The organism is Emticicia oligotrophica DSM 17448, from assembly GCF_000263195.1.
Taxonomy (GTDB): Bacteria; Bacteroidota; Bacteroidia; order Cytophagales; family Spirosomataceae; genus Emticicia; species Emticicia oligotrophica.
Genome location: NC_018742.1, coordinates 20,069 through 35,802, shown reverse-complemented (window position 1 = coordinate 35,802; position 15,734 = coordinate 20,069). Strand labels below are relative to the sequence as shown.

At 37.9% G+C, this 15,734-nt stretch carries 12 protein-coding genes; 5 read left to right on the top strand and 7 right to left on the bottom strand.

Features of this window, described 5'->3' with window-relative positions; all coding sequences use genetic code 11:
• Positions 1–267 precede the first annotated feature (267 nt).
• The 4 genes from EMTOL_RS20070 to EMTOL_RS20055 all read right to left on the bottom strand — a co-directional run bounded on the left by EMTOL_RS20070 (position 268) and on the right by EMTOL_RS20055 (position 4,219).
• Positions 268–1,653, bottom strand: coding sequence for an ATP-binding protein (locus EMTOL_RS20070; protein ID WP_015026218.1), 1,386 nt, complete (start codon positions 1,651–1,653; stop codon positions 268–270).
• Between the two features lie 179 nt (positions 1,654–1,832).
• Positions 1,833–2,129, bottom strand: a complete 297-nt coding sequence (locus EMTOL_RS20065) for a hypothetical protein (RefSeq protein WP_015026217.1) — start codon at positions 2,127–2,129, stop codon at positions 1,833–1,835.
• 211 nt (positions 2,130–2,340) lie between these two features.
• Entirely contained in the window at positions 2,341–3,024 is a 684-nt protein-coding gene (locus EMTOL_RS20060; protein ID WP_015026216.1) for a recombinase family protein, read from the bottom strand.
• Between the two features lie 112 nt (positions 3,025–3,136).
• Positions 3,137–4,219 (bottom strand): T6SS phospholipase effector Tle1-like catalytic domain-containing protein, encoded by a 1,083-nt coding sequence (locus tag EMTOL_RS20055; protein ID WP_015026215.1) that lies wholly within the window; start codon positions 4,217–4,219, stop codon positions 3,137–3,139.
• 114 nt (positions 4,220–4,333) lie between these two features.
• Here EMTOL_RS20055 and EMTOL_RS20050 point away from each other — a divergent pair, with 114 nt between their 5' ends.
• Both EMTOL_RS20050 and EMTOL_RS22010 read left to right on the top strand, forming a co-directional pair.
• Positions 4,334–6,316, top strand: a complete 1,983-nt coding sequence (locus tag EMTOL_RS20050; protein WP_015026214.1) for an HsdM family class I SAM-dependent methyltransferase — start codon at positions 4,334–4,336, stop codon at positions 6,314–6,316.
• Positions 6,317–6,642: 326 nt separating this feature from the next.
• A complete protein-coding gene (locus tag EMTOL_RS22010; protein ID WP_015026213.1) occupies positions 6,643–7,848 on the top strand; it encodes a restriction endonuclease subunit S in 1,206 nt (401 codons plus the stop codon).
• Here the strand turns inward: EMTOL_RS22010 and dcd are convergent.
• The 3 genes from dcd to EMTOL_RS20030 are packed head-to-tail and all read right to left on the bottom strand — an operon-like array spanning position 7,845 to position 9,939.
• Positions 7,845–8,483 (bottom strand): dCTP deaminase, encoded by a 639-nt coding sequence (gene dcd / locus EMTOL_RS20040; protein ID WP_015026212.1) that lies wholly within the window; start codon positions 8,481–8,483, stop codon positions 7,845–7,847. The two genes, EMTOL_RS22010 and dcd, sit on opposite strands and share 4 nt — an antisense overlap.
• Complete coding sequence (locus EMTOL_RS20035) at positions 8,468–9,628, bottom strand: hypothetical protein (protein WP_015026211.1); 1,161 nt, start codon at positions 9,626–9,628, stop codon at positions 8,468–8,470. Before EMTOL_RS20035 ends, dcd begins: the two co-directional genes overlap by 16 nt.
• 5 nt (positions 9,629–9,633) lie before the next feature.
• Positions 9,634–9,939, bottom strand: a complete 306-nt coding sequence (locus EMTOL_RS20030; RefSeq protein WP_015026210.1) for a hypothetical protein — start codon at positions 9,937–9,939, stop codon at positions 9,634–9,636.
• Positions 9,940–10,272: 333 nt separating this feature from the next.
• Between EMTOL_RS20030 and EMTOL_RS20025 the strand changes: the two genes are divergently transcribed.
• From EMTOL_RS20025 to EMTOL_RS22005, 3 genes are all read left to right on the top strand, one after another.
• Positions 10,273–13,440, top strand: coding sequence for a type I restriction endonuclease subunit R (locus tag EMTOL_RS20025; protein WP_015026209.1), 3,168 nt, complete (start codon positions 10,273–10,275; stop codon positions 13,438–13,440).
• Positions 13,441–13,526: 86 nt separating this feature from the next.
• Positions 13,527–14,774: an AAA family ATPase gene (locus EMTOL_RS20020; RefSeq protein ID WP_015026208.1), complete on the top strand. Its 1,248-nt coding sequence runs from the start codon at positions 13,527–13,529 to the stop codon at positions 14,772–14,774.
• Entirely contained in the window at positions 14,771–15,622 is an 852-nt protein-coding gene (locus EMTOL_RS22005) for an HNH endonuclease (RefSeq protein WP_015026207.1), read from the top strand. The genes EMTOL_RS20020 and EMTOL_RS22005 overlap by 4 nt, the downstream gene beginning before the upstream one ends.
• Positions 15,623–15,734: the final 112 nt, after the last annotated feature.

The following is a 15,734-nucleotide window of genomic DNA, read 5'->3' as shown; positions in this document are numbered from 1 at the left end:
ATTTAATGACAAAAATGAATGCTCTGTGCAAATCATCTTCTGTTTGTCATTAAACTTTTTAATATATATTTGTGTGTAATTTCAATTTTAAATCATAATATTCTGGATTATAAGGGGGCATTTGAAAAACAATTTCTATTTAACATAAGGCAACCCGTAAACCTTTTTAGATAGTATTTTTGTAGATGTTATGATATTTGTTAAAGGTAAAACTGCGGATTGAGATTATTTTTCATTAAGTATTTTACTAAATACTGTGTCGAAGAATTAGTTTTTTATTTGCCAATACCCACCTTTATCTGGCCCTATTCGCTCTAACTGTTGGTTTTCTTTTAGTTTGGCAATCTGTTTTTCAATCGCACTTTTTGATTTATTCAAAGCAACAGCTAATTCAGGTATTGTTATCAATGGATTTTCTTTAATTAACTCTAAGGTCTTCACCGTACTTTTCAACCCACTTTTCACCGTAGTTTTCACCGTAGTTTCTTCCGACATTTTCTCCGACACGCTTTGTGCTATTCTTGGCGAAAACCTTACATCAACCCCACCCATTTCGAGGTCAAAATAAGGTTGTGGAACACCTGCAAGTGTACATTCCTGTAATATTCTGGAGATTCCACGCCCCCATGATTCCACCATACCTGCTCTAAAAAAGGTATTTGAAACGTCGGGATTTCGGGGTTTTGAGGTGTGTGTACTTACGAAACGTTCGAGTGTCCAATTAGGAGGTAATTCTCCATCATTCCAGATATATAAAGCATCAGGAAAAACCTTGATTTGAATCGGGCTACCGCTACTATAATCTTTATGGGCAATGGCATTTAATACTGCCTCACGGAGTGCTTTTTCGGGATAAGGATAAGTTTCAACCCTATAAATACCTTCGTAGCTAATCATGGCACTCATGTATTTGCTCAGTAGTAAATCCATTGTTTTATCTACTTGCTGCATAAGTGTACCATGTACTTCGTCTTGATAAAGTATTTCAGCAGGATTAGCGAAGAAGCCAATTTTCACATACGCACCCGTAATATAGCGTTCGGGCCTTTCATGAAAAAGCAATAATGCCGCTCTTTTGAGCTGATTTTCGTCAATCAGATTTAAGTGAATCAATAGTGTTTCATCTGATTCATTCAAAATATCATCTTCAACTCTTTTAGATTTGGTAGCACGCTTTCTGAAATCATCAAAAGCACGAACATTCAAATCTTTGATTTTGAGATGGGGCATCGGAATAGAATCCCAGTGTTTGCCCGTTTTTTCGAGTAAAAATTTATTTAAAGCAAGTCCTTTTAGTTCTTGTTTGGTGCTACCACTCCGAAAATGATACTGACCTTTATAATTTATTGGATAAGGATATGGCTCAACAATGATTTCTAAATACTGTAAATTATCTTCAGAAAGTAGGTTTACATCGACCATTATTCCCAAAACATCACGCACTTTATTCGGAATATCCTCCAGTAATTTCTCGGCTTCATCAACGCCACTTACAATACCATTATCGTTGACACCAATATACAATGTACCACCCTGTGCATTAGCAAAACCACAAATCCATTTGATATATTCATCACGCCAAGATTCCTTCCACTCTGTATTTTGGTTTTCTTTTGTCATATTAAACTTTAAAAATTCAATTTTGAACACCACTTCGTAAGTGGGTATTATACAAAGATAATAGATTAAAGTCTGTTATAAAATTAATTGGAGAAGCAAAATAATGGAGTGTAGTTGCAAAAAAATCATGCAAAGATGAGCTTTGAAGCAGGAAAAGAGCTATCTTAGCACCAAAGTTGTAGGAATACAGAATCGCCTTGTACGTGTATGCGTCAAGGCTTTTTTATTTGTTCAATGATTCTTTTCAATTCGTCATTTTCATTGACATAGTGCTGCAATTGTCCTTTCAGATATGCCACCTGAGAAAGCAAGGCATCAATGGTGCGGTCTTCTTCATTCCACGGAGCAGCTTCATTGAGGTTTTTAGCTTGATTTGCATAGCCTTTACAGGTCGAAGAACAATATTTAGCCGTCGAGCGATTGGCGAAATAGACAGTATCACAATACAAACAAGTTTTTTCAAAAACTTTAGCGTTATATTTGAACTTACTACGGTCAAGGGTAGGCATAAATATGTATGTTTTAGTTGTGTAAATATAGAACAAATATTTCGTAATTATATCGGTATTATACCGATATAATTACGAAATTAATTTTTGAACAAGCATCATTACCTTATTTAGAATTCAATAAAACAGGACTAATATTAATTAGCAATAAATATCAAATTCTCAAAGCTTTCAATTCATATATTTACCCTCATAAATTACTGATAATAAACTACTTACTTATCCCATTTCGCAACATAATTCTTTTGATTTGCTCGGCATGAAAACGACAAAAATTACGGGTTTCTATGCAATTTTCATTTAAATGACGGCTTAACCCCAAATATGTTACCTTTTCTCCTCTGCTTTTTAATTCAAATATTTGTAGGCGTATATGCAATAATGCTGTTTTCCATTGTTGGTCATTGAGTGCTTTTTCTTTGATTGATTTTACTGCCTGCGTTCTTGCCAGTGGAGTTAGATTTTGTGGAGAGCCAAGCTGAAAGCCTTTTTGTTTTTTTGCTTTAAGGGCATCTTTTGTTCGCCGACTAATAATTTCTCGTTCGTGCTGGGCAATGGTAGCAAATATCCCAATAGTTAGCGTATTCGCATCTGGAATATCAGCACATACAAAATCAACGCCACTATCACGCAGTGCAAAGATAAACGACACATTTCTACTGAGTCGGTCGAGTTTTGCAACCAATAAGGTGTGTCTATTATTGCGGGCAAACTTGATAGCTTCATCTAATTGTTCTCGCTGGTTGTTTTTTCCACTTTCAATTTCTATAAACTCTCTAACAATACAATCATTCTCTTTTAAAAAAAATTTAGCTGTTTGTTTCTGAGCATCTAAACCTAAACCACTCATCCCCTGCTTTTTTGTGCTTACTCTATAATAGGCAACGTAATTCATCTTTTGTTTTTTTTATAAAAATAGTCAAATATCGCATATTTCACAAAATATAAACGTGCGTTTATATTTTGTGAAATTTTATATTTTATCCATATTGTTGAAATTTTTGCTATTAAAAAATTATCGGTTTGTTTTGTATAACAACTTTATCATTTAGGTTCGTGAGGTTTTGGGGCTGATAGTTACCTAAACCAATTTTATCTTTAACTGATTGATGTATTTTAGATTGTGGAGCAATAAATCTGAGCGGCCAAAGCCTAAAATCTATTTTCAAGTTAAAAAGGTTCGTCTTGCTATATCGAGGACGGGGAATAAAATCGGCTAATTTGAAAATAAATGTCAAGGAGTTATGAATGGCTTGCTTGAAATCAGGTTTTTGATAATTAGAGCCAATTCCAAAAACATATTTGTTTACTTTCTTTTTATCAAGTTGTAATCCACAATGCGATGCTTCACCGAGCATCCACTCAAGTGTAATTTTCGATAAACCTTCTTCTTCATAAGAACCACCAACATCTGAATGCACCCCAGCAAAAAACACTTCCTCACAATCATGGTGTTCGGCTGATACTTCATAATAATAATAATGCTTTCGGCGTTCGTCAATTCCTACGGCATGCCTTACGGTTTTGGCAATACCTAAACTTCTCGAATATGGAAACGATTTATAAAAATTTATCAAACCTCCAACCGATACAACAGTATCCCAAATTCCGATAAACTCAATGGCTATTTTTCTCGAAAAACGTGTTCTAAACAAACTTGCTATCTCAAACATTTTATCGCCTTTGGCATAAACATCTAATACATGGCGTAGGTGATGGGCGTTCCCTTTATGCAGTAAACCAAACATTTCAAGCAAACCACTGAGCATCCTTACGGTATATGCTCCTCGGCTAAACCCAAACAAATAAATTTTATCTCCTTCTTCATATTCGTTCATCAAATACTGATACGCATCTTTAACGTTTGTGTGTAAACTCGATGCCGAAATCAAATCTACGAACCGATACCATTTTCGGGCAAGCCAAGTGCTTATGCCATCGGGGGCAATTGTACCAACACCAGGGTTATAATAGCCTATTTGTTGCTCATCAAGTTTTAGGCAACTATACAAGTGTATCACGTTTGTGTTATTTCTGATGGTCAGTTTATTATCTGTTCCATCACAGCAGATTACAATATTTTTTGGCATGGCATATAATTTATAAAATCATACAACAATAATATAAAAGAGCCAAATACACACGAAACTTGCTTTCATTTTTATTTATAGGCATCTTTACAAAATATTTTTTTCAGTAAATCAATGACCCAACAACAAATCAAGCAACTCGAAAAAGAACTCTGGGATGCTGCCGATGAGCTTCGAGCCAATTCTAAACTAACCGCTGCCGAATACAAAGACCCCGTGCTGGGTTTGGTCTTATTGAGGTTTGCCCAAAACAAATTTGAGGAAGCCACCAAAATTGTAGAGCAAAACATTCCTGAAACTCCAAGAGGAAAACGTGCTGCCACACCCGACGATTATACGGCGGCTGGGGCAATGTTTATTCCTGAAAAAGCAAAATATGATTATTTGGCAAATCTGCCCGAAGCCGAAGACATTGCCACCAAAATAAACGACGCCATGCGGCTAATCGAAGAGATAAACCCTTCGTTGGCTGGTAATTTACCCCGAAACTACCAAGATTTTGAGCCTTCGTTGTTGCAATCGCTCGTCAGGACTTTCAATAAAGATGCCGTAAAAAAAGCATCGGGCGATGTTTTCGGGCGAATTTACGAGTATTTTCTCATGAAATTTTCGATGCAAGGAGCTGGGGCCCAAGAGGGTGGCGAGTTTTTTACGCCCCCATCGTTGGTGCAGCTCATTGTCAATTTTATTGAGCCTATGCAGGGCATCATCCATGACCCTGCCTGTGGTTCAGGCGGAATGTTTGTGCAAACTGGCTATTTTGTGAAAAGCCACACCAACACCGAAGTAAACGAAGCCATCAAAGTATATGGCACGGAGCAGAAATCGAATAATACGAAGTTGGCAAAAATCAACTTGGCGATTCATGGCATTGAGGGCGAAATAAAAGAAGCCAATAGCTTCTATGCCGACCCACACGACCTTTACGAAAAGTGCGATTTTGTGATGGCAAATCCACCGTTCAATGTCAGTAAGATTGATATGGACAAAGAGTTTGTGAAACTCGACCGCCGTTTGCCGTGGAAAACCCCAAAAGCCGATAACGGGAATTATCTTTGGGTGCAGTATTTTTATAGCTACCTAAAACCCAACAAAGGGCGAGCGGGGTTTGTGATGGCAAGCTCGGCGACTGATGCGGGGCATTCGGAGGCACAAATCAGAGCCAAACTCATTGATACTGGGCATGTTGATTGTGTGGTTTCGGTCAGTAATAACTTCTTTTATACTCGCTCGTTGCCGTGCCACGTTTGGTTTTTGGATAAAGGCAAAAAAGCCCCAAACGGCAACGCTCCCCAAAACGACCATAATCATGTGCTGATGATTGATGCCCGCAATGTGTATCGGAAAGTAAGCACAACCATCAACGATTTTAGTTATGGGCAGTTGGTCAATCTGTCGGCTATCAAAGATTTGTACCGACAAAAACCAGCCGCCATCGCCGAAGCAATTGCCCAACACCGTGCGTTTATTGCCGAAAACTTAGGCGAAACCATCGGTTTTTATGACATTCTGCTCGAAAGACTCAAACACGAGCTTGGCAAAATACCTGATTATGAAGCTCCAAAATTAGAATTTTCGGAGCTTGCGGAAGCCCAAAGTTTGTTTGATGCCTTGCTGAAACCTGCCGAAGATGCCCGTGAACGGGTAAGAACGCTGCAAGATAAAATCTCGACGCTCGAAAAACAGATTGCCGAACGCCCCGACGACCAAAAGGTTTTACGCAAAACCATTGCCGAATACCGTAGCCAAATAATGGCTCTCAACAGGCCACTCAATGTATTTGCCGATGCCACCGCTACGTTTTTTGAGCTTGCTAAACAAGCCATAAAAGATTGGCAACAACTATTGGAATGGTTTCCTGCGGGCGAATACCGTGATGTGGACGGACTCTGCCGAATTGTGCCGATTGATGAACTAAAAGCCAACGATTATAGCCTCACACCGGGCCGATATGTGGGCGTGAGCCAAAGCACCGACAAAGGTTTTGATTATAAAACCCGCATGACCGAAATACAAACCGAATTTGGCGACCTAAACACCGAAGCCGTGGGCTTGGCGGCATTGATTGAAGATAATTTGAGGCAATTAGTAAAGTAAAATGCCCACCGCATCGGCGGTGCGACGAATCGATACCCTTCGACGTTACGGCAACGACTTTCAAGTAAGACAGGCATACATACAAAGGTAGCAGTTTTGATATGAAAACCATGAATACTTTTTTTTTGTAGAATTAGAGTTCATTGCCGTCTGCTTTAGCTGACGGTTCTAAAAAACATCAAAATAAGGCTTTAGCCTAACAAAACCGAGTATAATTTTGGCTAAAGCCATTTTGTATTTGTTTCAATATTAACCGTCAGCTAAAGCAGACGGCAATGAAATAAACACAAAAACCCATATTTTTAAAGATTTTTAGCATTTTGATTATGAATACAGCGTGGAAAAAAATAAAATTAGGCGACCTTTTAACGATTAAACACGGCTGGGCGTTTAAAGGAGAATATTTTTGTTCAGAAGGAGAACTCATACTTTTAACTCCTGGCAATTTTCACGAAGAAGGCGGTTTTAAAATACAAATTGGTAAAGAAAAGTTTTATTCTGGTGCTTTTCCAAAAGAGTATTTGTTAAAAAAAGATGATTTGATTATTGCAATGACGGAACAGGGTGCGGGACTTTTGGGCAGTCCTGCTATCGTACCTCAAAATGATAGATTTTTACATAATCAAAGATTAGGATTACTTCAAATTGACCATCAAAAAGCTATAACAAAATATATTTACTATCTTTTTTTTACAAAAGAAGTAAGAAATTCCATTTTTTCAACTGCAACAGGTACTAAAGTTCGACACACTGCACCCAAAAGAATTTATAATATTGAAATCAATCTTCCTCCCCTTGAAACCCAAACACGAATTGCCAATATTTTATCGGCTTATGATGATTTGATTGAAAACAACCTCCGCCGCATAAAACTGCTCGAAGAAATGGCAGAACTTACTTACCGTGAGTGGTTCGCAAATTTCAAGATTGGTGGCAAACCCCTCGAAATTGATAAAAATACTGGTCTGCCGTTGGGTTGGGAAAGGAGGAGTTTAACACTTTTAGGTGAGTTTTTGAACGGTTATGCTTTTAAACCAGAAGATTGGGAAGAAAGTGGTTTTCCGATTATCAAGATAAAGGAATTGAAAGGAGGAATAAGCAACGATACTCCAAGAAATAATGGTTCTAAAATTCCCTCAAAATTTATAGTCAAGAGTGGAGATATTTTATTCTCATGGTCGGCATCGTTAGAAGTTGTGGTATGGCAAGGAGAAACTGGACTTTTAAATCAACATCTTTTTAAGGTTACTCCATTTTCAAAAATACCAAAAAGTCTGCTTTTTCTTGCATTAAAAGACTCATTGAATATTTTCAATAATCTTTCAACAGGGGCAACAATGAAGCATATAAAAAGAAAAGAATTAGATTTTGTTGAAATCCCAATCCCTCAACAAGATATTCTAAATCAGTTCGACAATGTAATCAGTCCAATAATAAAACAAACTTTAAACCTTTCTCACCAAAACCGTTTATTAAAAGAGAGCCGAGATATACTATTGCCGAGGCTAATGAGTGGCAAGATTGGGGTTTAGAAGTGGTTGGCTTTTTTCCAGATATTGTTCAAGGTTGTGAGGTCGGCATCCGCCAAAGTTGCCGAAGGTTCGGGGCGTACCTGACAAGTGTATTTTCGTGCTTGGTTAAAATACTGAGTATCAGCACTTGTGGGTATAAACAAACCCTGAAAAAGCCTTGCCCCAACAGTTAGGTTTATGGGAGCAAAGTTTGTATTTGTCAACTCCAACGACATACACCCGCAGTAACCAGGCTGCACTACGGTCGAGATTGTTAGCCCCAAACGAGCATACGAGCTTCGCATCACGAGCATCAGCATAATATCGGTGGGTAGTTTTATATACTCCAAACTCGTTGCTAAGATTGTTTGGTTGGGGTGTAGAATGAAAGTTTCGCCAATTTGTCGGCGAGATTCCTGAAAATGATGCCCCAAACCACGTTCGGGGTATCCTTCCTCACGATTGAGCGAAGCATTTAGGTATGCCTCTCTGCCATGAACGGTTATCAAAAAATCATATCCGAGTCTAAAATCAATGCCAATCGAATTAATCTGTTTATCGGGGTCGAGCAATGGTCTGATAAACAAATCTTTATGGAGTCGTTGCAAAATTGCGTCCTTTGTCAGAATCCCTCGTTGTGTCAGATTTGCGTCCATGTCTGCGAAATTATATAGTTTCCAATAGCTTTTTCTATCAGATTATTGATAATCGAATAAAATTTTACTTGGCTTAAATCCTGCATTCCTGCCTTTTGCTCAAATGCTTTATGGCCATCGTTCCAAATCTGCCACCCCGTAGAAATCAACCCGTGCAATTGTTTATCGTTTGCTATTTCAAAAGGCAATAACTGATAAAAATCATCGGTCGGAATGGCTTCGTACCTTATTTCGAGTTGTTTTCCAAAAATATTTTGTAATGCCTGATTAACGAGTGTTACTACGAGGTTAGGCTGTTTGTTTAAAAAATCGGCAGCTACTTTTTTTCTGTTTGTCGAACTTGGGTGCGAATCGACATAATAATTCTGCCCTTCGGTAATATAAATAATGTAGTCGCTCAAGTGCTGCCCCACGTACTGGCTTGCGAACAAATCACAGAAGTACTCGGCAAGATGGTTTCTAAGAATTTCTATTTTATTTTCGTCTGAATAGTATTTCTCACGTAGAAACTCAAAATAGACATTCATATTTTTGTTAAACTCATCATCGTCGTCATATTTCCCCCCTACAAAATCGTTGTAGAGTTCTTTCGAGAGGGCTTCGGTTATTTTGTTTTGAGTATCAACAAAATGTCCCAGCTCATGATAATGCACCACACTGACAAGGTAATCACGAGAAAAAGCCTTCGGAATATTAATTTGTATAAGTTTATGGGAAAATTGGATATTATATTTAAAATGAAATACAAAATATAATCGCTTGTAGAAAGTAATCAAAGATGGGTCGAAACTAAAACCTCCTGTATCATTAATCAGACTGGTTGTAATAATAAATGTAGGGTCATTTATCCATTCTGAAAGTGTGCTTTTTAGACACGCCACAATTTCGTAAGGAATAAGGTTCAGCGTGCTACTATCTAAAAACTCAATGTTTTTAAAAATAAAGTCAATGTAGCTTTTTAGTTCATAAACTTCATCTTCTGATGTCGGAGGGTTATCAACAACATCTTTTTCGATAGCATAAAAAAGCCTAACCAAATTTTCTTGGTAGGCTTGCTTAGATTTATCGGAATAATGATTGTTTTGTGTTCGTAATAATGCTTTGTGTGCTTGTGCAATATGAAGCATTAGTTGTGGTGATGTCATACTTTTTAAGCGTAAGCGTGGTGTCTATCACTCATAAGCGTTTGCAATATATGCTCATAATCGGCTTTTTGTAGTGTTTCGGTGTTTACGTTCTCGAAAAAAGATTTATCCTTTTCTGCCAAATATACAATGATATGGTAATCATCACGGTCAATTGTGTAATAATTTTTCTGACCTAAACTCAATAAACGAGCATCATTTATTACATTGATAATCAATGGTTTATACAGTTCTTTTCCGTTAATGACAAAATCAAGCATTCTAACAAATGAATCCATTTTCTGGTCTTGGACAGAACGTGAGTGAAGCATAGGAATAGAAGTTTGTGTCCTCTTCAAAAAAAGGTTTACTTTCTTCTGATGTTGGACTATTTTAGGATGATGAGTACTGCAATAATTAAGGTTGCAACAAATTTAGAGAAATTTTATTTGAAAAAGCAAATAAAGTGCCACCTTTTTATTATTCGTGCCACCTCAGCAAAAGAACTAAAACAACATTTTAAAGGTTTGATTATGAGCCAATTAAAAAAATAAGTATTATATTTCGGCACAAAAAAGGATTCGAACCTCGAATCCTTCACAAAGAGCAACAACATTTTAGAAACCCAATAAGAGGGTAAACGTGAGTTAATAAAGCACAACAACATGAGCCGTGAATATTCAGAAGAAAATCTAATTGAGCAAGCCACACAAGATGTACTCGAAGAGTTGGGCTGGGAAGTTTGCACCGCTTGGCACAACGAAAGTTTTGGTAAAAACGGCTTGCTGGGCCGTAATGATAAAACCGAAATATTACTGAGTCGTTATCTGCTCGAAGCCCTCACGAAGCTAAACCCCGACCTTCCGCCAAATGCTTATCAGCAAGCCATTGAGCAGCTCGAACTTCGTGCCACTGATAAATCGTTGGGTGGTATCAATCAACAAAAATACGACCTGCTCCGCAATGGTGTTTCGGTGAGTTTTATTGCAGCCAATGGCGAACACACCAAGCGAAAACTCCGAGTTTTTGATTTTGATGATTACGCCAACAATCATTTTTTGGCAGTTCGTCAGCTCGAAATCGTGGGTGATTGTTATAACCGTCGACCCGATGTTATTGGTTTTGTGAATGGCATTCCCTTGGTATTTTTTGAGCTAAAAGCCCATCATACTGACCTACGAAGTGCCTACGATAAAAACATTACTGACTATAAAGATACTATTTCGGCAGTTTTTCATCATAATGCTTTCATTATTTTGAGCAATGGCACCGATGCACGAGTAGGCACGATTACGAGCAAATACAAATTCTTTTTGGAGTGGAAGCGTATTGAAGAAAACCAAGAGGGCATCGTAAGCCTCGATACGATGCTACGTGGGGTTTGCGATAAACACCGATTGATGGATATTTTCGAGAACTTCCTACTTTTTGATGATTCGAGTGGAGAAATCGTAAAAATAATGGCAAAAAACCATCAGTATATTGGTGTAAACAAAGCCATTAGCCAGACCAAAAACATTGCAGACCTCAACGGGAAACTCGGTGTATTTTGGCACACACAAGGCAGCGGAAAATCATATTCGATTGTATTTATCTGCGAGAAAATCCATCGAAAAATCGGTGGTGCATATACTTTTTTATTGGTCGTTGACCGCACTGAACTCGAAACCCAGTTGTACGATACGTTTTCGGGTGTGGGTTTGGTAAAAGACAAAAAACTCAAAGCCGAAAGCCGTGAGCATTTGCGAGAAATGCTAAAAGAAAACCATCGGTATGTGTTTTCGGTGATTCATAAGTTTTCGGTAAATCCCAAGAAAGAAACTGAGTTTCCGCTCATTACTGAGCGTTCAAATCTGATTGTCATTTCGGACGAAGCCCACCGAACCCAAGGGGGTATTTTTGCCCGAAATATGCGTTATCATGGCATTCCGAATGCTTCTTATTTGGGCTTTACAGGTACGCCCCTCATTGATGGCGAAGTAGAGCAAACCAAAAATATTTTTGGCGAGTATGTATCGGTTTATGATTTTAAACGAGCCATCGAAGATAATGCCACGCTCCCGCTCAAATACATCAATCGAGGCGAAAAATTGGCCATCGAAAACCCCGACATTGATGATGAAATGGCTGAAATACTCGAAAACGAAGATATTGACGATAACCAAAAGCGTAAACTCACCTATTTGTTTCAGCGAAACTACGTGGTGCTTACGGCAGAGGCTCGGCTCGATGCCATCGCCAAAGATTTGGTTTGGCATTTTAACGAGCGAGGGTATCAGGGCAAAGCCATGCTCGTAACACTCGATAAACCCACAGCCGTGCGAATGTATGACCTCATTATGAAACACTGGGCGGTTTATAAAGCCGAATTGCTGAATCAGATAAAAATCATTGATGACGAGCAAGAGGAACAAAATCTGAAACGAAAATATGATTTAGTAAATACTACGGAGGTGTGCGTGATTGTGAGTTCGGAGCAGAACGAAGTAAAGAAATTTAAGGATTTAGGGTTAAACATCGAACCGCACCGCAAAAAACTTGCCGACCCAACTCGTGATTTAGAACAAGAATTTAAAGACCAAAACCACCCTTTTCGTCTGGCTATTGTGTGTGCCATGTGGATTACGGGCTTTGATGCCCCCTGCGTTTCAACAGTCTATCTTGATAAGCCCATCAAAGGGCATACGCTCATGCAGACCATCGCAAGAGCCAACCGAGTATATGATGATGAAAAAGAAAACGGTTTGATTGTTGACTATGGCAATGTATATAAGCAACTCGAAAAGGCATATTCGGTCTATGGAGAAGGCGATAAAACCAAAGGGGGCGGCGGAGGTGGAACCACCGAAAAACCACTCGAACTACTTGCCGAAATGGAGCAGGAACTTGCCGAGGCAATAAAACTAACAAGGGGATATTTATCAGAACTTGGCTTTGAATTGGCACAGCTTTTTGGCATAAAAGCCATGAAAAAACTGGCTATGCTCAAGAAAGCTGCCGATTGTGTATCGCTCAACGAAACCTCACGGGCATCGTTTGAGACCACGGCACGTTTGGTTTTTAGAAAATTCAAGGCACTTTACCCCGAAGAGCAAGTAAGAAAATATGTGGAAGAATACAATGCCATCGAGGCAATATATACAACACTCAATAAACGAGTAGCCGATGCCGATGTAACAAAGATTATTCGTCAGTTGCAGGAGGTTGTAAATGCTCATATTCTGATTGACCCAAACACCACCAATGAAGACGTAGTAGTTGACCTCAGTAAGTTGGATTTTCAGAAACTAAAAACAGCCTTTGCCAAAACAGAAAACAAAAATACATTTGTATTTGATTTACAACAAGCCATTGAGCAGCAGGTAAATAGAATGCTACAAGAAAACCCATTGAGGGCGGAGTTTTATGAAAAATACAAAGAGATAATAGAAGAATATAACCAAGCTAAAAACCCCGAAGATGTGAGTAGTGCATTTGGTAAACTCAATGATTTTTTAGGAGAATTGACGGTTGAGGACGCACGGGCAATCAGAGAAAACTTAGACCAAGAGTCTTTGGCAATTTTTGATTTATTACGTGAAGGTAAAACGCTTGATAAAGAAGAAAAGAAAGCTGTAAAAAAAGTAGCTGTTGATTTATTGGCCAAACTGAAAAAAGAAAAACTAAAAGTTGAGCGTTGGCGAGAAAGCAGAATGGTAACGGCCCAGATAAAAACAATGATTTTTGATAGTTTGCAGTGGCTACCACCGAAAGTATATAGCGACCACGATTTGGGCGAAAGAACAATAAATGTATATCAGCACGTATATGCCCGCTATGGAGCAGCGGTATAAAAATTAGTAAAAAGAATAGCTAAATGAATCAATTGGTTTAATTTTGATGGTAGTTTACTATATTTGATAAAAATTCAATCAGACAAATGCTTTTAAAACAACTTTCACTCCGAAACTTCCGTGGACTTGATGAAACATCAATTAGTTTTATTAATGATACAGGCAAACCTCGCCTCCAGACATTGCTTTTGGGAGAAAATGGAACAGGTAAAAGTACAATTCTAAAAGCAATTGCCTTGATTGGTGCTGGAAGTAATTCATTAAGCGAATTGCTCGGCAACCCCGATGAATGGATTAGTTTTGGCGAAAATTCTTGCGAAATCAAGGCTGTTTTTATGACAAAAGAAAAAAAGCCTAAAGAACGAGAAATAAGTCTGAAAATAAACAGGGGAGATTCGATAAAAGATATTTTGGTAAATAATACTGATTCGCTTGATGAGATAGACCGAGCCTTATCACATACCGACCGTAATTATTTTATTTTGGGTTATGGGGCTTCTCGAAGACTAAATAAAAATCAGAGTTTTAATCAACCGAGTAGTTTTTACAACAATGACCGCTCGGCAAATGTAGCCACATTGTTTAATTCTGATGCTAACTTGTACCCGTTATCGGCATGGGTAATGGAGCTTGATTATAGAAGTGATGGCGAAGCTCTTGAAAGCATTAAAAATGCACTCAACGAATTTCTAATCAACATAAGGTTTGATTCGATTGATAAACAACAAAAAACATTGCTATTTTCAAATGGAAAAGACTTGATTCCGATTCATTTACTAAGCGATGGCTACCAAAATGTGAGTGGTTGGATTGGCGATTTGCTCTATCGGATTTTTAATACTTTTGGAGATAGACAAAATCCGTTAATGACTAATGGTATATTACTGATTGATGAAATTGACCTTCATTTACATCCAACTTGGCAAAGAAGACTTTTGGGATATTTGAAAACTAAACTGCCAAATTTCCAAATCATTGCTTCTACACACTCTCCACTCACAGCCCAGCAAGCTGGCGAAGGAGAACTAATAGTTCTAAATCGAACCAAAAATAATCAAATTGATGCCCAACTTTTTAAAGGAACACCCAATAAAATGTTGCTGCATCAAGTGTTGCTATCGCCTATATTTGGTGTACAGTCTGATGAATCTTACGAAACGGAGCAACTAAAAAACGAGTACGAAAACCTTAAAAACAGAAAAGGTAGCAAGGCACAAGCTGATAAACTGAGTAAACGGATTCAGGCGATTCCGCAGGTAACACGTACAAATATGGTTGCAGATGCTGGTTTGGTTGATTTGTTGAACAAAATAAATCAAGAATTACAGCAATGATAGCATTGGAGCGAGTTCGAACGGCAGATAAAGTGCATAAAAATTTCACAGGGGCAAGGCGAGTTGCTTGGAATAAAGAGTTGTTGATACGGCAAAAAGAAATTTTGGCTGGTAAATTTGAAGCACATAATTTTGTTCAAAATAGGTGGAAAGTAGCCAAAGAACAACTATTTGCCGAATCAAGTGGTAAATGTGCTTACTGTGAAGCCGATACGAGAGTGGTAAGTCATGGAGACGTTGAACATTTTAGACCTAAAAGTAAATACTGGTGGTTGGCATACTGCTATGATAATTATTTGGTTGCCTGCCAAGTTTGTAATTCAGTTTATAAAGGTAATGACTTTCCATTGTCTGATGAGTTAAAGGCTTTATCACCACCAACTTTAACCATTTCAACAACAAATCAAGAAATTGATTTGTTAGCTCTTACTATTAACCCTGACCCCATTGATAATAGTGGATTAAAACTAACAGAATTCGTAAAAGCCTATCATATCGAACGTCCTCTTTTACTTAACCCTTACTTTGATGACCCATCAGAATATTTTGCTTGGGAAATTGATGCTGTCTTAAAACATATTATCTTGATTCCCCAAAAACCAAAATACAAACCTTACATTGAAGCTGCAGAAAAATACTATGGTCTGAATCGGAAAGAATTGAAAGAATCAAGGTATTTTTTTTATGAAATCTATAATACACTTTATCAAGTATTATTTCAAAATATTGATAGAATCAGTGAAAATACTCGTCAGCAAATCGAAGATAGAATCGTAAAAATGAAAGATAAATCAGCACCTTTTGCTGGCATGATTCGCTATTTTGATTTGAAAAATCGAGGATTTTAATCGGTAATGTACTCAAAAATAGTTGGTGGAAAATTTGCGAAAAGGTATTATATTCCCGCACTAAGTCGAAGAGGAAGTTTGCTCTGGTGGAGACCAACAAATCAGCAATAGA

Excerpts from the sequence above, each read along its gene's own strand:
- EMTOL_RS22010 (WP_015026213.1), top strand. The coding sequence starts at position 6,643 with ATGAATACAGCGTGGAAAAAAATAAAATTAGGCGACCTTTTAACGATT.
- EMTOL_RS20035 (WP_015026211.1), bottom strand. The coding sequence starts at position 9,628 with ATGACATCACCACAACTAATGCTTCATATTGCACAAGCACACAAAGCA.
- EMTOL_RS20050 (WP_015026214.1), top strand. The coding sequence starts at position 4,334 with ATGACCCAACAACAAATCAAGCAACTCGAAAAAGAACTCTGGGATGCT.
- EMTOL_RS20065 (WP_015026217.1), bottom strand. The coding sequence starts at position 2,129 with ATGCCTACCCTTGACCGTAGTAAGTTCAAATATAACGCTAAAGTTTTT.
- EMTOL_RS20020 (WP_015026208.1), top strand. The coding sequence starts at position 13,527 with ATGCTTTTAAAACAACTTTCACTCCGAAACTTCCGTGGACTTGATGAA.
- EMTOL_RS22005 (WP_015026207.1), top strand. The coding sequence starts at position 14,771 with ATGATAGCATTGGAGCGAGTTCGAACGGCAGATAAAGTGCATAAAAAT.
- EMTOL_RS20060 (WP_015026216.1), bottom strand. The coding sequence starts at position 3,024 with ATGAATTACGTTGCCTATTATAGAGTAAGCACAAAAAAGCAGGGGATG.
- EMTOL_RS20055 (WP_015026215.1), bottom strand. The coding sequence starts at position 4,219 with ATGCCAAAAAATATTGTAATCTGCTGTGATGGAACAGATAATAAACTG.
- dcd (WP_015026212.1), bottom strand. The coding sequence starts at position 8,483 with ATGGACGCAAATCTGACACAACGAGGGATTCTGACAAAGGACGCAATT.
- EMTOL_RS20025 (WP_015026209.1), top strand. The coding sequence starts at position 10,273 with ATGAGCCGTGAATATTCAGAAGAAAATCTAATTGAGCAAGCCACACAA.
- EMTOL_RS20030 (WP_015026210.1), bottom strand. The coding sequence starts at position 9,939 with ATGCTTCACTCACGTTCTGTCCAAGACCAGAAAATGGATTCATTTGTT.